The 19,273-nt window shown below is 49.3% G+C and carries 15 protein-coding genes; 11 read left to right on the forward strand and 4 right to left on the reverse strand.

Annotated features, from left to right (window positions below):
- Nucleotides 1-6: 6 nt before the first annotated feature.
- Nucleotides 7-2,766 carry a TonB-dependent receptor gene (locus MJX74_RS13755; protein ID WP_240223397.1) on the reverse strand — a complete coding sequence of 920 codons (2,760 nt, stop codon included), beginning with the start codon at nt 2,764-2,766 and terminating at the stop codon, nt 7-9.
- Nucleotides 2,767-3,231: 465 nt separating this feature from the next.
- Here MJX74_RS13755 and MJX74_RS13760 point away from each other — a divergent pair, with 465 nt between their 5' ends.
- The 9 genes from MJX74_RS13760 (at nt 3,232) to MJX74_RS13800 (ending at nt 12,277) form a co-directional block, all read left to right on the forward strand.
- Nucleotides 3,232-4,401: an AraC family transcriptional regulator gene (locus MJX74_RS13760; protein ID WP_240223398.1), complete on the forward strand. Its 1,170-nt coding sequence runs from the start codon at nt 3,232-3,234 to the stop codon at nt 4,399-4,401.
- 115 nt (nt 4,402-4,516) lie between these two features.
- Nucleotides 4,517-4,693, forward strand: coding sequence for a DUF6435 family protein (locus MJX74_RS13765; RefSeq protein ID WP_156420204.1), 177 nt, complete (start codon nt 4,517-4,519; stop codon nt 4,691-4,693).
- A 334-nt stretch (nt 4,694-5,027) separates the two neighbouring features.
- Nucleotides 5,028-6,641, forward strand: a complete 1,614-nt coding sequence (locus MJX74_RS13770) for an anthranilate synthase component 1 (protein WP_240223399.1) — start codon at nt 5,028-5,030, stop codon at nt 6,639-6,641.
- Nucleotides 6,641-7,225 (forward strand): aminodeoxychorismate/anthranilate synthase component II, encoded by a 585-nt coding sequence (locus MJX74_RS13775; RefSeq protein ID WP_240223400.1) that lies wholly within the window; start codon nt 6,641-6,643, stop codon nt 7,223-7,225. The genes MJX74_RS13770 and MJX74_RS13775 overlap by 1 nt, the downstream gene beginning before the upstream one ends.
- Before the next feature lie 2 nt (nt 7,226-7,227).
- Nucleotides 7,228-8,277 carry an anthranilate phosphoribosyltransferase gene (gene trpD, locus MJX74_RS13780; RefSeq protein ID WP_240223401.1) on the forward strand — a complete coding sequence of 350 codons (1,050 nt, stop codon included), beginning with the start codon at nt 7,228-7,230 and terminating at the stop codon, nt 8,275-8,277.
- Entirely contained in the window at nt 8,270-9,676 is a 1,407-nt protein-coding gene (gene trpCF, locus MJX74_RS13785) for a bifunctional indole-3-glycerol-phosphate synthase TrpC/phosphoribosylanthranilate isomerase TrpF (protein ID WP_240223402.1), read from the forward strand. Before trpD ends, trpCF begins: the two co-directional genes overlap by 8 nt.
- Nucleotides 9,669-10,859 carry a tryptophan synthase subunit beta gene (gene trpB / locus MJX74_RS13790; RefSeq protein WP_240223403.1) on the forward strand — a complete coding sequence of 397 codons (1,191 nt, stop codon included), beginning with the start codon at nt 9,669-9,671 and terminating at the stop codon, nt 10,857-10,859. The genes trpCF and trpB overlap by 8 nt, the downstream gene beginning before the upstream one ends.
- A complete protein-coding gene (gene trpA, locus MJX74_RS13795) occupies nt 10,856-11,656 on the forward strand; it encodes a tryptophan synthase subunit alpha (protein WP_240223404.1) in 801 nt (266 codons plus the stop codon). The genes trpB and trpA overlap by 4 nt, the downstream gene beginning before the upstream one ends.
- A gap of 126 nt (nt 11,657-11,782) precedes the next feature.
- The gene (locus MJX74_RS13800) at nt 11,783-12,277 is read left to right on the forward strand and encodes an FKBP-type peptidyl-prolyl cis-trans isomerase (protein WP_240223405.1); all 495 of its coding nucleotides are present in this window, start codon (nt 11,783-11,785) and stop codon (nt 12,275-12,277) included.
- Nucleotides 12,278-12,318: 41 nt separating this feature from the next.
- Here MJX74_RS13800 and MJX74_RS13805 read toward each other — a convergent pair whose 3' ends face one another.
- Together MJX74_RS13805 and MJX74_RS13810 are read right to left on the reverse strand one after the other, a co-directional pair.
- A complete protein-coding gene (locus MJX74_RS13805; protein ID WP_240223406.1) occupies nt 12,319-13,416 on the reverse strand; it encodes a PQQ-dependent sugar dehydrogenase in 1,098 nt (365 codons plus the stop codon).
- A complete protein-coding gene (locus MJX74_RS13810) occupies nt 13,409-13,855 on the reverse strand; it encodes a hypothetical protein (protein ID WP_240223407.1) in 447 nt (148 codons plus the stop codon). Before MJX74_RS13810 ends, MJX74_RS13805 begins: the two co-directional genes overlap by 8 nt.
- 191 nt (nt 13,856-14,046) lie before the next feature.
- On the opposite strand from MJX74_RS13810, the gene hemH reads away from it, so the two are divergent.
- Together hemH and MJX74_RS13820 are read left to right on the forward strand one after the other, a co-directional pair.
- Nucleotides 14,047-15,132 carry a ferrochelatase gene (gene hemH / locus MJX74_RS13815; RefSeq protein WP_240223408.1) on the forward strand — a complete coding sequence of 362 codons (1,086 nt, stop codon included), beginning with the start codon at nt 14,047-14,049 and terminating at the stop codon, nt 15,130-15,132.
- 9 nt (nt 15,133-15,141) lie between these two features.
- Nucleotides 15,142-18,207, forward strand: coding sequence for a transglycosylase domain-containing protein (locus MJX74_RS13820; protein WP_240223409.1), 3,066 nt, complete (start codon nt 15,142-15,144; stop codon nt 18,205-18,207).
- On the opposite strand, the gene MJX74_RS13825 is transcribed toward MJX74_RS13820, so the two are convergent.
- On the reverse strand, nt 18,204-19,193 hold the full coding sequence (locus MJX74_RS13825) for a GGDEF domain-containing protein (protein ID WP_240223410.1): 990 nt from the start codon (nt 19,191-19,193) through the stop codon (nt 18,204-18,206). The two genes, MJX74_RS13820 and MJX74_RS13825, sit on opposite strands and share 4 nt — an antisense overlap.
- Nucleotides 19,194-19,273 lie beyond the last annotated feature (80 nt).

The raw sequence follows: 19,273 nt of genomic DNA on the forward strand, positions 1-19,273 counted from the left end.
CTTCTGCTAGAGCTTGTAACTGACACCGAGCAAGAACTGCCGGCCGTATTCTTCATACACTTCAGGGAAGTAACTGCCACCGCCCTGCAGCGTATTCAGACGGGTAGTGTAAGGTGAGTTCGTCAGGTTATTCACCTGCATCAGCAAAGTAACACCGTCAAAACGGCCTCCTTCAAAGCTGTAACTCAGCTGTGCATCCACTTGTTTATCAGCCAGTACTTCAGTGTAACCACGAGTAGCAAACAGCTGTACCACTTCACCACGGAACTCAGAGCGGTAACGTTGACTAACCCTGGCTGAAAAACCATTTTGTTCAAAGTACAGCGTTAAATCGCGCACCCGATCTGATAAGCCTGGCAGCTTACTTGAAGTGCCGGGGCCATCAGGCTGAATACTTGAATCAGACCAGGACTGACTGCCAATAAAACCAAAACCTTTCAGTGGGGCATAGTAGTTACCAATATCAATCGACATACTCAGCTCCAGCCCTTTGATATTACCGCCCTGACCGTTTGCAGGGCGACTCATATTGCCAATAGGACTGATAGGCTCAATGGTGGAGTTATTCGGTGCGTTAGAAAAATCAAAGTCAAAGTTCTGGGTGTAAATATAGCTGTCCAGCTTTTTATAAAAGGCACCAGCAGCTATATAGGTGCTGCCATCAAAATAGGCTTCGTAAGTTAAGTCCAGCGCTTTAGCACGCCATGGTTCTAGTTCAGGGTTACCACTGCTGCCACTCCAGCGCCGTGAATCTACTCCCACACCAGCGGTAATGCTGGCGCGCATTTCATCCATACGCGGCCGTGCCATGGTTTTACCCGCAGCAAAACGGACAAACTGATCCTCCAGCACTTCCAGACTAAGGTTCAATGCAGGTAATACATCGGTATAAGAAGCGCCGGTTTCAACCTGAACTAACGTCGCCGGATTGTCGGGATCATAATCACTGGCAAGGAAACCACTGGATAGTTGATCGGTTCGCACCACCTGAGTACCAAAGTTGCCTTTGAGGGCTAAACCAAAAATTTCAGTATCCAGACTCATTCGCAGATAACCTGTTAACACTTCTTCATCCACCCCCCAGGCTTTATTCCACCTGTTGGTGTCCAGAATAGGAGAAATATCGTAGTACCTGTCTACTGTCGGCAAGATGTCGTACGAAATTACGCCCGGAATACCGGCGAAATCCAGTGAGGTGGTATCCACCAGCAGCGAAGGGTCTATAGAGACAGGGGCTCTGTCGTTTTTCAAAAACAGATCGTTATCGTCCACCACTTTATCTTTGGTGCGTTTGGTGAAATTTATACCAAAATCAACGGAGCTAAAATTAGTTCCAAGGCTTGTGCCTGTTAAATCATAACGGGCACTGACTTCCGCTTCACGGATTTGCTCTTTGACATGAGGGTAACGAATAGAGCCGTCATGGCCCCAGCCGCCCCAAGGCGCAGGGTCACTCAACTGCACCTGATTTACATCTGTGTAATCTGTTGCTGGCGTATAAGTAGGAAAACCTAGAGGCACCAAATCAAAACCAATGGAATCAAAACCGCCATTGTTTAAACCAGCATATGTTTCCAGCACCTGCTCTTCGCGCTCAGAGCCTGAATAAGATAAATCCAGTTCCAGGGTCCAGCGATCCACTACATAGCGGGTATTCCAGCCTATGGCTTTAAGTTCATCGTCTCTGGTGTTGTTGTCGTTACGCAGTATCGGACGCAGGTTGGTTGCAGTGCCACTTTGTACTACTTGGGTGCCACCAAATTCAGCAAAAGATGGGTTTTCAAACTGCATGCCATCGCCTGTCCACTGATTAGTGAACCACATCACCCCACGCATGATTTCATTTTGTTCAAATTTGGAGTAATAAGTGTCTATGGTGCTGTGCAGCTGATCGTTGGGCTTAAATTCAAACACAGCCATCACACCATCACGCACCTGGCTGCGAGCCACAGCTGTCACTTCCTGTCCTACTAAGCCCAAAGCATCGTCATTCTCTGTGCCTTCGAGTGCAGTATCTACAGTATTCCACTCCCAGGCTTTGTAATGTTGTACCTGAGTTGGTGTGTCCATATGAGCAAAGCCAATAGCCACCCCTATAGTATCGTCAGCAAACTGGCCAATATAGGACAAGCTGCCTCGCCAGCCATTAGCTGACACTTCAGGATGCATTTGATTCAGCGAGCTTTTTTCACCCCGCAGGTTCATCATCACGGTTTGTTCACCATGAGCTAAAGGCCGGATGGTGCGCATGTCGACAGTGCCAGACAGCCCCATGCCCGCTATAGCTAAATCTGAGGATTTATAAACCACAGCGCCATTAATCAGCTCTGAAGGGTACTGATCGTACTCCACGGCCCTGTTATCACCGGCGCTTGCTTGCTGACGGCCATTTAAGGTTGTAGTAGAGAAATCCGGAGCAAGACCACGAATAGAGATCACCTGCACTCGCCCATTCACCCGCTGACCAGCAAGACCGGGTAAACGGGTTAGCGATTCGGCAATACTTTGATCAGGTAGTTTGCCTATATCCTCAGCCGATACCGCTTCGACTATAGAGCTTTCATTCTTTTTAATATCAATGGTGGTTTCCATACTACGACGGATCCCCATCACAGAAATCACTTCAATTTGTTCATCTGCCTGCTGCGTAGTTTGCGCATCAGTTTCTGCTTGTTGAGCCATTGCCAGCGAAGGCAATAGTGTTGCGCCAACAGCCAGACCTAAAATCTGCTGAATGGAGCTCCTTAATTTGTTTTTTCTCATCATAATGTCTTCCTTACCCTGTTGATGCCGGCTTCGCACCTTATTATGTTGTTATGCCAGTTTGAACCTAACTCAAGGTTCCATCCTTGTCGTTTGAAACAGGTCGTACGCGTTAAAAATTTTTATTTATGCAGGTTTGAATAAAGTCGAACTTCGAGAAATACAATTAAGCTGTTGAAAAAAAATAATTTAAAATCAACCTCCGCACAACAAAACACCAATAAATTTGTATGATAAACAGTCAGAAAAAGGTATTTGCCTTTCAGGTCTTCAGGCTCAAGTACCGCATACCTCAATCAACTCAGCGGAAACAGTGGTTAGAGCTAAAGTTCAGCAGCTTGTAATACAAAGTCCTTGCCCTTCATCAGTGACAGAGGCATAGTAAAAAGCAGCTTGCATCTGACAGGTGCAAAACCCTAACCAAAACAAAGGCCAATAAGCCCACTCTTAACGCTGACGATACCCTTTATGGATACCATTTTGTTTAACTTCCATGACCTGCTTATGGTGGTCACGGCATTTGAATCCCTGCTGTTGGCATTACTACTGGCAGCTTCAGCGCCTAAATCGTCTTTAAGTAACTGGCTTTTGGCTGCCTTTTTGTTTTGTCATTTTCTGATCCCACTGCACGAACTGACATTCTGGGGCAAACTATTCCGGATCTGGTTGCTGGACTTCTCTCCTAATATTTTTTTCCTATTCAGCTATGCCTATTTTTTAGATGGTCCCTTGCTGTATTTTTTTGTCAGGGCGCTGTTATACAAAGATGTGCGGCTGCAAAGAAAACATATCTGGCATCTGGCTCCTTTAGCGTTGTATAGCTTGCATATGTTGTGGAATTTTTATCTGCAGGACTATACAACTAAGGTCGAACTGATCGAGAGTCAACATATCGCCTACTCTTCACCTCACCTGTATTTTGAGGCCATGGGCCGTTTTATCAGAGTGGGGTATGTGATCTGCTGTTTCCTGCTGGTCTGGAACTACCGCAAGCAATTAAGGCACGAACAAGCGGATTTAAAAACTTCAGATGTGGCCTGGTTAAAACTGATGCTGCTGTCTTTTCTGGTGATTTTTAGCTGGGACAGTGCATTGCACTGCATCAAACTTTATGGCTTATTCACCGACAATTTTAATTTAGAACTGCTGAATGTGGTGGGTTTGTCCAGCTACTATCTGAACTTTATTGCACTAAATATTCTGATTTTATTACGTTTTACTAAATTCTCCAGCGTAAAACCTGTCAGCGAGCAACCTTTGTATGAAACCAAAGAAGAGCAAAACCCGCTGTCCGATCCGCTAATAGTCCACAAGTTGGAGCTACTGATGCTGCAACAGAAGTTTTATGCCCACCCGGATATCACGCTGGACAAGCTGGCTGAAGCTGCTGGCTATCCAGCTAAGAAGGTGTCGTTGACTATTAAACAAGCCTATCAATTAAATTTTTATGAATATGTAAACAGCCACAGGATCAACGCAGCCAAAAAATTACTGGCAGATAAAGGCCCTGATGCCAAAACCATTACTGACATTTATTACGAAGTGGGTTTTAATAGCAAATCTGTATTTAACACCTTTTTTAAACGACTAGAAGGGCTAACACCCAGTCAATACAGAGAAAAAATGATTTCCGAATAGCAGAGAACCTTGTGATGATACAATAACCACAGTGACCAGTTATCACAAAATAAACTGAACCGTCAGCACTACTGCTACGTAATAGCTATAATTGACAAGTTTATTGGATATCATCATGTTCGGCTGGTTAAAATCGGATCCGGTAAAAAAACTGCGTAAAGCCTATGATCAAAAACTGGAGCAGGCAATGCATGCTCAGCGCAACGGCGATATGCGCTTATATGCTGATTTAACTGCCGAAAGCGAGGATATTTGGCAGAAAATTCAACAACTGGAAAAAACGGTTAACTAACGCAGCGCTAAAAACTGCGGCCATCCGGCCGCTTATACGCTTTTAATTCTGTATTATAACAAATAAGCACTTGACGCCTGCTACCGTTTTGCGGTTTTATGTGTGGCATAACAAATGAGGTTACTAAAGCTAATGCAATTTATCACAACCCTTAACCTGACTAACTGGTGGTGGCACATTCCCAACGGGCGTGTGTAGGCGTTGTATTAGCTTTAATTACCGAAGCCCGTTTCCACAAGAAGCGGGCTTTTTTTATGTGCCTGCAAAACTGTGTGAACCGGCTGAATAAAAAATTGTTTGACTAAATTTATGAATCATAAGGAAAAAGTAAAACATGATTTTTAGCCATATCACCGATACGCCGGGCGAAGTCGCCAGTATCGCCATGCAGTTGCCGTACCACAGCGATGCGCTGTCGTGCTATCGGCAGCTTACGGCACAAAGCCCGTATTCGTTATTGTTAGAATCAGCCGAGATAGACAGCAAAGATAACTTAAAAAGCCTGCTGCTGGTTGATGCGGCGCTGCGGATAGAATGCAACGACCAAACGGTAGTGGTTAAAGCCGTTAGCAACAATGGCGCCGTTTTATTAGCCTATCTGGCGGATAAACTCAGCACTAATGCGGCGGTTGAGCAAACTAAAGACCAACTGCGTATTACGTATCAGCGGCCGGCATTATTGCTCGAAGAGAGCGAGCGGCTGTTAGCTGCTAACCCTTTTAGTGTGCTGCGTACCTTGCAATCTGAGCTTAAGTGCCAAAGCGATGAGCCATTCGCGGTATTTTTAGGCGGTGTCATCGGCTATGACATGGTGGCCACCGTTGAGCAGTTGCCTGAAGTGCCAACAGCGGAAAACCAATGCCCGGATTATGTGTTTTATCTGGCAGAAACGCTGTTAGTGCTGGATCACCAAAGCGGCCACAGCCGGCTGGTCGGCAACGTGTTTTGTGGCGAGCAAGCGCCAGCCAACTGCTTTGTTATTGGTAAACGACTGGAGCAATTAAAGCAGTTGCTGCAAACTCCCGCTGTTGCTACCACGCCTGCGACAGCAATAAATACTGAGGTGCAGGTCGATATCAGCGATGCCGATTTTGTCGCCCAAGTAGAAAAGCTGAAACAACATATTGTCGCCGGTGATATTTTTCAGGTAGTGCCATCACGCTGTTTCCGCCTGCCCTGCCCAGATCCGCTTGCCGCCTATGCCCGGTTAAAGCAGCAAAACCCCAGCCCTTATATGTTTTACTTAACAGATACCGCTTTTACTTTGTTTGGCGCCTCGCCCGAGTCGGCATTGAAGTTTGATGCTCAAAGCCGCCAGGTGGAAATTTATCCTATCGCCGGTACGCGGCGGCGTGGTTTTAAAAGCGACGGTAGCATAGATCGTGACCTGGACAGCCGCATTGAGCTGGAGCTGCGCCAGGACGAAAAAGAAAAAGCCGAGCATTTAATGCTGGTCGATTTAGCCCGCAATGATGTGGCGCGTATCAGTGAGCCCGGCAGCCGCTACGTTAAAGAGCTGCTAAAAGTAGACCGGTACTCTTATGTTATGCACTTAGTCTCCCGCGTGGTCGGCACCTTAAAGCCTGAACTTGACGCGCTGCATGCCTACCAGGCCTGCATGAATATGGGCACTTTGGTTGGCGCGCCCAAAGTAAAAGCAGCAGAGCTAATCCGTGGTGTCGAAGGCAAACGCCGCGGCAGTTATGGCGGCGCGGTCGGCTATTTGTCAGGTTTGGGTGATTTTGACAGTTGCATTGTGATCCGCTCAGCTTATGTCGCCAATAACACGGCTTATATTCAGGCCGGCGCCGGCGTGGTGTTTGATTCCATCGCTCAGGCAGAGGCCGATGAAACCCGCAGTAAAGCCCAGGCGGTAATAAGCGCCATAGTTTCAGCGCATAGCAGCGCCATAGTTTCAACGCATAACAATGCAGCGAGGAGTAACTGATGGCCGTTATCTATTTGCTCGACAATATCGACTCCTTTACTTACAACCTGGTCGATGAATTTGCCCAGCTCGGCTACGCAGTAAAGCTGTATCGCAACACTGTACCGGCTGACTATATTTACCAGCAAATGCTAAGCGAAACCGGCCCAGTGTTACTGGTGCTGTCGCCAGGCCCCGGCAGCCCGGCGCAGGCCGGCTCAATGCCAGCACTGCTTAAGCTGTGTGACGCACAATTTCCGGTACTGGGCATATGCCTGGGCCATCAGGCAATAGTAGAACATTTTGGCGGTGTGGTCGGCCGCGCCGGTGAAACCGTACATGGCAAGACTGCCGCGATAACGCTGCATGACCATCCGTTATTTGCCGGCTTACCCAAGCCGTTTCTGGTAGCGCGCTATCACTCGTTAATGGCCACCGAAATGCCCAACGCCTTAACTTTACTGGCCAATGACCGGCATATTCCAATGGCAGTCATCAATGAAGATAAACGTATGCTGGGCTTTCAGTTTCACCCTGAGTCTATTTTGACCACGCTGGGTAAGCCCTTGTTAAAAAGCAGCATTGATTATTTATTGCGAGACTGAAGATGACAGATCAGATATTAGCAACGGTACTTTCGACAGTACAACACAGCCTGAGTGGCCAGCCACTGAGCTTCAGCCAGGCCGAGCAGTTTTTTAGCGCAGTGGTAAAAGGCGACGTTGAGCCGGTGCACCTGACGGCGCTGCTAGTGGCACTGAAAATGCGCGGCGAAACTGCCGACGAGATTGCCGGTGCCGCCAGCGCACTGCGTGCTGCCGCCACCGCGTTTCCACAACAGCTCGCCGGCAGTATCGACTGCTGCGGCACCGGTGGTGATGGCAGCAATACCATTAATATCTCTACCACAGCGGCGATTGTTGGCGCGGCTATGGGCTTAAAAGTGGTAAAACACGGTAACCGCAGCGTGTCATCACGCTCCGGCTCAGCTGATTTGTTAGAGCAATTGGGTGTTAATATTCTAATGGCGCCACAGCAAGCCGCACATGCCCTTGAGCAAGCTAACTGCAGCTTCTTATTTGCACCGCAATACCATGCCGGTATTAAACATGCGATGCCGGTGCGCAATGCGCTAAAAAGCCGCACCCTGTTTAATCTGTTAGGCCCGCTGGTAAACCCGGCTGCACCGGATTATCAGCTGCTGGGTGTATACGATGCGAAACTGTGCCGCGTCATGGCGCAGGCACTACAGCAACTTGGCGTAAAACGCGCCTGGGTGGTGCATGGCAGTGGCTGTGATGAAGTGGCGCTGCACGGCACTACTTATGTGTGTGAGCTGAAAGACGGCGAGCTAAACGAGTTTAGCCTGACACCGGATGACTTTGGCGTGGCACTTACCCCGCTGTCAGCACTGGCAGGTGGCGAGCCAGCCGAAAACGCTGCCGCTACGCTGGCCATTTTGCAAGGCGAAGGCCAATACGCCCACAAAGCGGCAGTGGCGATAAATGTGGCGGCAATGCTGAAAATTGCCGGTATGGGCGATGATTTAAAAGTAAACACCCAAGCGGTGCTGGAACTATTAAACAGCAATAAGGCTTTTTCTACCCTATCGCAATTTAAACAACTAAGCCAAATCAAGGAGCCGGCACATGGCTGAGCAGATGCCGAATGTACTGGCAAAAATTATTGAACATAAGCGCGGCGAAGTCGCGCTACTTAAACAGCAGCAACCACTGGCCGCTTTTATCAAACAGGTAAAACCGACTGAGCGTGACTTTCTGGCGGCGCTGAAGCAAGCAGGCGCGCGCTTTATTCTGGAATGTAAAAAAGCCTCGCCTTCAAAAGGGCTGATCCGCAGTGATTTTAATCTTGCAGAATTAGCGCAGGTGTATGGCCAATATGCCGATTGCATTTCAGTATTAACTGACGAAAAGTTCTTTCAGGGCAAGTATGAGTACTTGCGCACCATGCGTGGCCTGGTAGATAAGCCACTGCTGCATAAAGACTTTATTATTGACAGTTACCAAGTTTATTTAGGCCGCCACTGTGGCGCCGATGCGGTGCTGTTAATGCTGTCAGTGCTGAATGACGAAGAGTACCGCCAGCTTGCCGCCACCGCCAACGAGCTGAATATGACAGTGCTGACCGAAGTCAGTAACGAGGCAGAAACCCGGCGTGCTGTCGCACTTAATGCTGAGTTAATAGGTATTAATAACCGTGATTTGCGTGACTTAAGCACCAATTTAGATACCAGCTTTAACCTGGCAAAACTGATCCCAGCGGGCAGAACGGTAGTATCAGAGTCCGGTATTTACACTAACCAACAAGTACGGCATTTAGCACAGGTTGCCGATGCGTTTTTAGTCGGCAGCTCGTTAATGGCACAAGCAGACTTAGCCGCTGCTACGCGCAAACTGGTGCTGGGTGAGCATAAAGTCTGCGGCTTAACACGGCCGGAAGATGCCGCCGCAGCCTATGCTGCGGGCGCTTATTACGGCGGCTTAATTTTTTATCCGCCATCAGCACGCAACGTTACACCAGAGCAGGCCACGTTAGTGCAACAAGCTGCGCCGCTTGGCTATGGTGCACTTAAGTATGTCGGCGTATTTGTTAATGCAGAGGCTACTGAGGTCGCTAAACTGGCGCATAGCTTAGCGCTTAGCGCCGTACAGCTGCATGGCGAGGAAGATGATAGCTATATCAATGCGCTAAAACCGCTGTTACCGGCAGATTGCCAAATTTGGAAAGCCTACCGGGTAAAAGAGGCGCTGCCTGGTTTTACGCCACTTGCCGATCGTATTTTGCTCGATGCTTATCATCCTACACAGCATGGCGGCAGCGGTATCAGCTTTAACTGGGCTTTATTAACTGAACAAAAAGCTGCTCAGCCCATAATGCTGGCCGGCGGCTTAAACAGCGATAACTGCCTTGCTGCCAGCAGATTGCCGGTAGCCGGGCTCGATTTTAATTCAGGGCTGGAAACTGCGCCAGGCATCAAAGATGCGGCAAAAATCCGCTCAGCCTTTACACTATTACGGGAGTTTCACTATGAGTGAACTAAAGCTTAATCCTTATTTTGGCCAGTATGGCGGCATGTTTGTGCCGCAACTATTGGTACCGGCACTAAAACAGCTGGAGCAAGCCTATGTCGATGCGTTAGAAGACCCGGCCTTTCATGCTGAGTTTCAGCAGCTGTTAACCGAATACGCCGGCCGGCCAACGCCGTTAACGCTGTGTCGCAATATTTCGCCGAATCCGTTGGTAAAAATTTACTTAAAACGCGAAGACTTACTGCACGGCGGTGCGCACAAAACCAATCAGGTACTGGGCCAGGCGCTGCTTACCAAGCGCATGGGCAAGAAAGAAGTGATCGCCGAAACCGGTGCCGGCCAGCATGGTGTGGCAACGGCATTAGCCTGTGCATTATTGGGCCTGAAGTGCCGCATTTATATGGGTGCCAAGGATATTGAACGCCAGCAGCCAAACGTGTTTCGGATGAAGCTGATGGGCGCTACAGTGATTCCGGTTACCAGCGGCAGCGGCACCTTAAAAGATGCGGTAAACGAAGCCATGCGCGACTGGTCCGCTACTTATGACAGCACCCACTATATGCTGGGTACAGCAGCTGGCCCGCACCCGTTCCCAACCATAGTGCGTGATTTTCAAAAAATGATTGGCGAAGAAGCCAAGCAACAAATTCTCAAAGCCGAAGGCAAACTGCCCGATGCAGTGATCGCCTGTGTTGGCGGTGGCTCTAATGCCATTGGTATGTTCGCAGACTTTATTGCCGAGGAAGGCGTAAAACTGATTGGCGTTGAACCTGGCGGTAAAGGCATTAACACCCACCAGCACGGCGCAGCGCTGTCTACCGGCAGCTATGGTATTTTGCACGGTGCCTACACCGCCATTATGCAAACCAGCGATGGCCAGATTGAAGAGTCGTATTCTATCTCGGCAGGCCTCGACTACCCGGCTGTTGGCCCGCAGCATACGCATTTACAGCAAATTGGCCGCGCCGAATACGTGGCGATAAATGACGATGAAGCCTTAGCGGCGTTTCAGCAACTGGCCAAAAGTGAAGGTATTATTCCGGCTTTGGAAAGCTCGCACGCGCTGGCTTATGCGCTGAAACTGGCGGCGCAGGCGACAGAGCCAACGGTGTTGCTGGTGAATTTATCCGGCCGTGGCGATAAAGACTTAGCCCACGTACACAGTGTATTAGCAGGAGCCAGCCTATGAAGCGTTATCAGCAGATGTTTAACCGCTTAACCAGCGAAGGTCGCGGTGCTTTTGTGCCCTTTGTTACTGTCGGCGACCCCACAGCAGAACTGTCATTTGAGATTATCAAAACTCTGATAGACGCCGGAGCCGATGCGCTGGAGTTGGGTATTCCGTTTTCCGATCCGATAGCCGATGGCCCGACGATCCAGGGCGCCAATATCCGCGCTTTAGCCGCTGGCGTAACGCCAGCCATCAGTTTTGATATTATTCATAAAATCCGCGCTTACAACGCCACTATTCCAATTGGCCTATTGCTGTATTCCAATTTAGTGATGGCGCGTGGCATTGATGATTTTTATGCCAAAGCGGCTGCAGCCGGCGTGGATTCCGTGTTAATTGCCGATGTGCCGCTGCACGAAAGCAAGCTGTTTCGCCAAAGTGCCGCTAAGCATGATATAGCACCTATTTTTATTGTGCCGCCAAATGTCGATGATGATGACCTGCGCCAGATTGCCTCTTATGGCCGCGGTTATACTTACCTGCTAAGCCGCGCCGGTGTAACCGGTGCTGAAACCGTGGCCACCATGCCAACCAGCGAACTGATTGCCCGTATTCGCAGCTATAACCCGGCGCCGCCATTACTGGGCTTTGGTATTTCTACCCCGGCGCACGTCAAAGATGCGATTCAAAGCGGTGCCGCCGGCGCAATCTCCGGCTCTGCCATTGTTAAGCTGATTGAGCAGCATCAGAACGAACCTGCCACCTTACTGGCGCAGTTAAAACAGTTTGTCAGTAGCATGAAAGCCGCAACCTGATACAGCTTCGTCACTTACACTAATAAACACGCCACCGCTTGCTGTGGCGTGTTTTTTTATTAAAGCTGTCGATTTTTGTTGCCCGACACCCGATAATAGCGGCTTTATGCTAAGCGGACCCCTTTTATGCAAATCAGCGATAACAGCGTAGTACAGTTTCATTACACCCTAACCGACGTAAGCAATGGCGCCAGTGTTGAACTTGAAAGCTCTAACGGCAGCCATCCGCTGCTGTATCTGCACGGTCACGAGCAAATGTTGCCGGCGTTGGAGCAAGCATTAAGCGGCAAAGCGGCCGGCGATAAGCTGGAAGTAACGCTGACGCCAACCGAAGCCTATGGCGAGCGCGACGAAAATGCCATTCAAAGTATGCAGGTAAAACACCTGATGGGCGCAAAAAAATGGCAACCAGGTATGACCGCAGTGGTGCAAACCGAGCACGGCCAGCGCCAGGTAACCATTGTTAAGGTAGGCATGTTTAAAGCCGACGTGGATACCAACCACCCACTGGCCGGTAAAACGCTGAAATTCGCCGTTGAGATTGTATCAGTGCGCGAAGCTACCGGCGAAGAAATTGCCCATGGCCATGCCCATGGTGAAGGTGGCCATCACCACCACTAAGCTTGATACCTGCTGCACAACCGGCAGCTAAGCTTTGTCGCTTAGTTTGCCGGAGTTACCTTAATCAGTTGGCCTTTGTCACTGTCGGTCAGTAAATACAACGCTCCATCCGGCCCGCTACGCACATCGCGAATACGTTGCTTCAACTCTCTAAACAGCACCTGTTCACTTACTACTTTATGGTTTTCTATTTGCAGCCGGTGCACGCTTTTTGCTGCCAGCGCTGCAACAAAAATATTGCCCTGCCACTGCGGGAATAACTCACCACGATATAACGTCATGCCCGCCGGGGCGATAGACGGTGTCCAGCCCCACACAGCTGCCTGCATGCCACTGAAAGCGGTATAAGGTGATACCCTGGCACCGGTATAATCTATGCCTTTGGTGGCTACCGGCCAGCCATAATTTGCCCCGGCGCTAATAATATTTAACTCATCACCACCGCGCGGGCCGTGCTCGTGGCTATAAAGGGTTTGGCTTGGTGCATCATAAAAAATACCCTGCACATTACGGTGCCCAAGGCTGTATATTTCAGCAGCGTAGCCTGCTTTATTCACAAAAGGGTTATCTTGCGGTACTGAACCATCGGTATTTAACCGCACAATTTTACCCAAATGATTAGCCGGGTTTTGTGCTTGCTCACGATAGTCAAAACCATCACCCAGCGTTAATACCAGGCTGTTGTCCGGCAAAAAGGCAATACGGCCGCCAAAGTGTGCCGCACCGCTTTTTAGTGGCTGAGCCTGAAAAATACGCTTAATGTTATTAAGGCCACTGACAGTCAGTTCAGCGCTGGCAAGGCAGGTGTTGTTAGCTTTTAATGTGCCACAGGCATAGCTGAGCAGGATCTGATTATTAGCGGCAAAATCCGGGGTTAGTATTACATCTTGTAACCCAGCCTGTGATGCCTGCATTAGCTCGGGCAAAGCCGGTTTAATGCTAAAACGTTCACTGCCATCCGCAGCAAGGCGTTTTACTGTGCCGCTGCGCTCGGTAAGCAGCATATCGCCATCGGGCAAAAACACCAGCGCCCAGGGGTAATTCAGGTTATCAGCTAACACTTTTAGCTTGTAAGGCTGGGCAGCATTTAGCACAGGTACAGCAAAAAATAGTGCCAGTAAAATAGCAAACTTAAGCATAAACCTGCCTCCGCTTTAGTAGCCACAAATAACACAAGCTACCGGCACTACTGCACAGCAACATACTGAATACACCGAGGTTGCTGCGGGTTGCAGCAATGAGTGTAGGCATAGGCGCTACGGCATTGATAATTAGTAAGATACCAAACAGCAACAGCGCGGCGAGCCCTGCCGTCAGCCAGTAACGCCACAGTAGCGGTAAAAAATGCAGTAAAACAGCTACTGCCAGCAGATTAACCAGAGCTATAGGTGTGTAAGTTAAGCTAAAGTGGGTTAAGTCAAACCAGATTGTGGCCGCAATATCACCGGCCGCTACACCACCGGTAAGCGCAGCTATAGCCGCCAGGTTAAAACCACTTTGTGTAATGCAAGCCAGTACAGTTGTCAGCAATACAGCCAGCAACAGGTAGCCCACCGGATGCCAACGCACAGATATCATTATATTTCCCTTTTCTAACACCAGTTTGAGGCTACCTTGTCAACACCAAGGTAACAAGATTAATTTTACCTTCAGCTTACTTATAGGGTGCAGAAGCTGCTAAAATCGGCTCATGCCTTTAATCAGGTAAACTGTTAACGTCGAATTGGCGTAATGTCAGTTCCTTCAGCCAAAAGAGCAGCTATCCTGTTATGCGTTATATCAACACCCTTAACTTCGACCATCAGCAAAGCGATAAAATCGGCATACTGTTAACCAACCTTGGTACCCCGGACGAAGCCACACCCAAAGCTCTGAAACGCTATTTAAAGCAGTTTTTATCTGACCCCCGCGTGGTAGAAGTGCCGCGCCTGCTATGGTGGTTAATTTTAAACGGCGTAATTTTGCAGTTCCGGCCGCGCCGCTCAGCCAAAGCTTATGCTACCGTATTTACCGAACAAGGCTCGCCATTACTATTTCATACTCAGGCACAACGCGATGCCGTTGCGGCTCAACTACAACAAGATGGCCTGACTGATGTGGTGGTCGAATTTGCCATGCGCTACGGCAACCCTTCTTTTGACTCGGTATTAGATAAAATGTTTGCCCAAGGCGTGCGCAAACTGATTGTGCTGCCGCTGTACCCGCAATACTCGGCCTCTACTTCAGCATCGACCTTTGATGAGCTGGCACGTAATTTTATGCGCCGCCGCTGGTTGCCCGATTTGCGCTTTGTGTCACATTATCCGGATTACGCCCCCTTTATTGCCGCCGCTGCCGACAAAATTCGCCGCCATTGGCAGCAACACGGCCAGGCCGAAAAACTGATTTTGTCTTATCATGGCATCCCAAAACGCTATTTACTTAATGGCGACCCATATCACTGTGAATGCTATAAAACTTCGCGCTTAATTGCTGAGCAACTGGGTTTGAACAAAGACCAGTATATGACCACCTTTCAGTCACGCTTTGGCCGTGAAGAATGGCTAAAACCTTACACCGATGAAACATTAAAAGCGCTACCGGCACAAGGCGTAAAAAGTGTGCAAATTTTTTGCCCGGGGTTTTCGGCAGATTGCCTGGAAACTATTGAAGAAATTGGCGAAGAAAACAAAGAATACTTTTTGCATGCCGGAGGCCAGCGTTACGAATACATCGAAGCGCTAAATGCCGGGCCACAACATATTAACGCGCTGTGTCAGTTAATTAAAGACAACCTGCATGGCTGGCAGGTTAGCGCAGATCCAGAACGGGCATTGCGTGCAAGTAGCCTCAAATCAGAAAAATACGGAGACTAAACTGCTTGTATGAGCACCAGCAACGGTAATAAAACGCGGACTGAACCAACATTAAATGCACCACCGCTGCTAAACAGAATGAAGTTTGATAATGTGCGGGAAACGCCCTATGTTGCCCCACAGCAGCCGCCATTGCGTTTAACCCGCTGGTTATTGTTGTTGGCCATTATATTGCTGGGTGTGGCGGCTTATCAGGAAAGCCGCAACCATTTTTACCAGTCTACGCTCTGGCACTGGCTGGTGGGCAAACTAAGCTATCAGGTGGTTTCTGGCCCGTCAGAACAAATACGCTATGCTCAGGCTGGGCCTTTTGACCAGCGCTTTGGCTACAGTAAGCTGCCACAGTGGCATGAAAAACTGCAGCAAACCGGCTTCCATATCAGCCAGCAAAGCCAGTTTTCTGACAGCTTAAGACGCTACACCGACTATGGTTTTTACCCGCCGTATAATGAGAAAAGCCAAACTGGCCTGATCATTAACGGCTGCAAGCAAGAACAGCTGTATCAGGCGCAAGCCCCTGCCATGCAATTTGCAACCTTGCAGGAAATGGCGCCAATACTGGTAAAAAGCTTGCTGTTTGTTGAAGACAGAACCTTACTGACACCCGAGCACCCCCGGGCAAATCCGGTATTAAACTTACCACGGCTAGGTGCTGCGGTATGGTCACAGCTGCAGCGTGCAGCTGGCATTCCTGCGGCGGCTGCAGGTGGCAGCACCCTGGCGACCCAATTAGAAAAATATCGCCATAGCCCCCAAGGCCTTACATCAGATGTTGCTGATAAATTTCGCCAACTGGTATCCGCCAGTGTCCGGGCTTATCAGGCAGGGGTCGATACCCGCCAAGCCAGGCAACGTATCGTACTGGACTACATTAACACCGTGCCGCTGGCTGCAACGCCAGGCTATGGCGAAGTGCACGGTATGGCAGAAGGGCTCTATGCCTGGTTTGGTGCCGAGCCCAAACAGGTTAATCAGCTGCTGCGCCAGGGCGGTCCCTACACCGATGCTCAAGGCCTGGCCCTTAAGCAGGTAATGGCTTTAATTATTGCCCAGCGTCGGCCATCTTATTATTTGCTAAAAGGCCGTGCCGACCTGGATCAACTAAGCACCCGCTATCTTAATTTGATGCAGCAACAGGGCATAGTACCTGCCGAACTTGCGACTAAAGCCATACAACAAAAGCTAAGCTTTAATGGCAAGGCCGCTCCGGCGGCTTTACCCGGCACAGATTTTAAAGCCACCACCATGGTACGCAGCCGGCTGAGTCAGTTACTGAACCAAAGCCTGTACCAGCTCGACCGGCTGGACCTAAGTAGCCAAACCACCATTCATAACGAGCTGCAACGCAGTATCAGCCAACACTTGCATAAGCTAAATAACTATAATAGTGCTGAACAGGCAGGTCTGTTTGCAGATCGCTTGCTCTCGCCCGGTCAGCAAAGCAAAGTGCGCTACAGCTTTACGCTATACCAAAGCACCGATAACGGTAATAAAGTGCGGGTGCAAACAGACAACACCGATCAACCCTTTGATATGAACGACTCCAGCAAACTGGAGTTGGGTTCAACCGCCAAACTGCGTGTACTGGTAAGCTATTTGCAAATCGTGGCAGAGCTGCACCGGCTTTATGCCGAAGAAAGCGCCGAAACTTTACGTTTTCTTGATTTAGCACCGCAAGACAACCTGACCAACTGGGCAGTAAGTTATTTAAGCGAGCAGCCAGGCGTCAGCCTCGACACCATGTTACAGGCAGCGTTGCAACGCCAGTACAGCGCCAACCCAAGAGAAAGCTTTTACACCGGTGGCGGCTTGCACACCTTTAACAATTTTCGCAAGGAAGAAGACAAACTTAACCCTACTATTGCCGAATCACTGCAGCAATCTATTAACCTGCCTTTTGTACGCTTGCTACAAGATATGGTGAATTACAGCATTTACCATGGCGAAAATAGCAGTTACCAACTGCTGGCAGACGATGATAACCCGCGCCGTGAGCAGTATCTGCGCCGTTTTGCCGACCGCGAAGGCACTACCTTTTTGCGCCGTTTCTGGCAAAAATATAAAGATAGTAACGCTGAGCAACGTATACAGCTGTATATTGCCAGCAGCAGGCAAACTCCGGAGCGGCTGGCGGTGGCGTACTTATATATCAACCCCAACAGCACTCTGGCGCAGTTTAGCGAACTGCTGCAACAACAATTTGCTGCCAGCGAAAAAGGCAACTGGCCAAAACTGTATGACAAATATCAGCCGGATGCCTTTAATTTGCCGGATCGGGCATATTTATCCAGAAGCCATCCGCTTGAATTATGGTTACTGGCCTACCTGCAGCAAACACCCGATGCCAGTTTGCAAGATGCCATTGCCGATAGCAGCGCTACACGGCAGGAAGTGTATCAGTGGCTGTTTAAAACCCGCTTTCGCAGCGCTCGGGATAACCGCATCCGTAACATGCTGGAAATTGAAGCGTTCTGGGACCTACATCAGCGCTGGCAGCGCCTGGGTTACCCGTTTGACTATCTGGTGCCTTCACTGGCGACAGCGTTGGGCAGCTCTGGTGACAGACCGGCAGCACTGGCTGAGCTGATAGGTATTATTATCAACAATGGTAAGCGGGTACCCACCATCCGGATAGACAAGCTGGCATTTGCCACCGACACGCCATATCAGACCCACTTCGAGCGACCTTTACCACAGGCCCAGCAAGTGCTGGACGTGGAAGTGGCGGCTGCGGTCAGAACCGTATTGCAGCAAGTTGCAACCGACGGCACAGCCCGGCGTTTGCAACCCGCTTATGCCAATGCCAAACTGGCCATAGGTGGCAAAACCGGCACCGGCGATAACCGTCTGGTGCAGCTAAATACCAGAGGTCAGCATGTCAGCTCAAAGGCATTAAACCGCACTGCAACCTTTGCGTTTTACCTGGGGTATCAGCATTTTGGTGTACTTACCGCTTATGTGCCCGACGCCGATGCTGAGCAGTTTAGCTTTACTTCAGCCTTACCTTTGCAGGTAATGAACAGTATGGCACCGCTTCTGGTACCTTATCTGACAGAAGGTGGTTGGTGTAATTAGCCGGTAACAACCTGATTGCGTCCAAGATGTTTAGCCTGGTACAACGCCATATCCGCACGGTGTAACCAGGCTTCCCAATCTTCGCCCGGTTGTAACTGGGCCACGCCTATAGAAGTGGTCAGGTGCGAGCCATCTGGTAACATCATGCGACGCTCAACGCCGGCCCGCAGTTTCTCTGCCAATCTATTAAGATCTGCCGGCTTGGTATCTGCCACCAGTACAACAAACTCTTCACCACCGAAGCGGAATACCTGATCATGTAAACGCAACATAGATTGCAGCACAGGGATTAGTTCAATCAGCTTTTGATCGCCAACTTTATGCCCATGGTTATCATTAATTTGTTTAAAATGATCCAGGTCGAGCAAAATAAGCCCGTATTGCCGCCCACTTTTAGTAAACTCATAAATGGCAACCGCCAGTTGATCATTTAACGTACGCCGGTTTGACGCCCCAGTTAAGCTGTCGGTTGTTGCAAGTCGTTTTAATTCCTGCCGCTGTACCTGAGCCCGATAAGCAAAAATAAAAGCAAATACGCTGGAAATGGTTGTTGTTACCACAAAAGACATCATCTGAAACTGGCTGTCAAAAACACTGCCTGGGCGCAAAAAAGCATAACTTAACAGGGCCAATAGCATAGTAACTAACAACACAAAGGCTTTAAGCGGAGACACCAGAAAGAATATAAACACCAAAAACGGATAGACCCAAAACAGGCCATCTACACCCAAATTAATACATACCAGCACAGCGCCAATACAAAACACTACCGCCATAAACAGGCCGGGCTTTACCGTATCGCCGCTACGCCAGGCCACACGGGTAGCGATAATGGAGCAGGTTACCATCAATAAATCTGCAATGCCGACAACAATATTGCCGGTATACAGACGATACAGACCATAAGGTGTGACACACAGCACAATAATAGCTCCGACCAGAGTTAACATAGCCAGATAAAAATCGCTTTTTAAACGCTCCAACACCGCTGGTATCCCCGTCCGTGCTAAATTATTTCTTATTAATATAGAAGCATCGTAGCTTATTCACTAACCACAAAGCAAAA

Source organism: Rheinheimera hassiensis (genome assembly GCF_022436675.1).
Classification (GTDB): Bacteria; Pseudomonadota; Gammaproteobacteria; order Enterobacterales; family Alteromonadaceae; genus Alishewanella; species Alishewanella hassiensis.

Coding starts and splice junctions, on each gene's coding strand:
- MJX74_RS13810 (WP_240223407.1), bottom strand. CDS start 13,855: ATGATATCTGTGCGTTGGCATCCGGTGGGCTACCTGTTGCTGGCTGTA.
- MJX74_RS13770 (WP_240223399.1), top strand. CDS start 5,028: ATGATTTTTAGCCATATCACCGATACGCCGGGCGAAGTCGCCAGTATC.
- MJX74_RS13805 (WP_240223406.1), bottom strand. CDS start 13,416: ATGCTTAAGTTTGCTATTTTACTGGCACTATTTTTTGCTGTACCTGTG.
- MJX74_RS13755 (WP_240223397.1), bottom strand. CDS start 2,766: ATGATGAGAAAAAACAAATTAAGGAGCTCCATTCAGCAGATTTTAGGT.
- MJX74_RS13800 (WP_240223405.1), top strand. CDS start 11,783: ATGCAAATCAGCGATAACAGCGTAGTACAGTTTCATTACACCCTAACC.
- trpCF (WP_240223402.1), top strand. CDS start 8,270: ATGGCTGAGCAGATGCCGAATGTACTGGCAAAAATTATTGAACATAAG.
- trpA (WP_240223404.1), top strand. CDS start 10,856: ATGAAGCGTTATCAGCAGATGTTTAACCGCTTAACCAGCGAAGGTCGC.
- MJX74_RS13820 (WP_240223409.1), top strand. CDS start 15,142: ATGAGCACCAGCAACGGTAATAAAACGCGGACTGAACCAACATTAAAT.
- hemH (WP_240223408.1), top strand. CDS start 14,047: ATGCGTTATATCAACACCCTTAACTTCGACCATCAGCAAAGCGATAAA.
- trpD (WP_240223401.1), top strand. CDS start 7,228: ATGACAGATCAGATATTAGCAACGGTACTTTCGACAGTACAACACAGC.
- trpB (WP_240223403.1), top strand. CDS start 9,669: ATGAGTGAACTAAAGCTTAATCCTTATTTTGGCCAGTATGGCGGCATG.
- MJX74_RS13760 (WP_240223398.1), top strand. CDS start 3,232: ATGGATACCATTTTGTTTAACTTCCATGACCTGCTTATGGTGGTCACG.
- MJX74_RS13765 (WP_156420204.1), top strand. CDS start 4,517: ATGTTCGGCTGGTTAAAATCGGATCCGGTAAAAAAACTGCGTAAAGCC.
- MJX74_RS13775 (WP_240223400.1), top strand. CDS start 6,641: ATGGCCGTTATCTATTTGCTCGACAATATCGACTCCTTTACTTACAAC.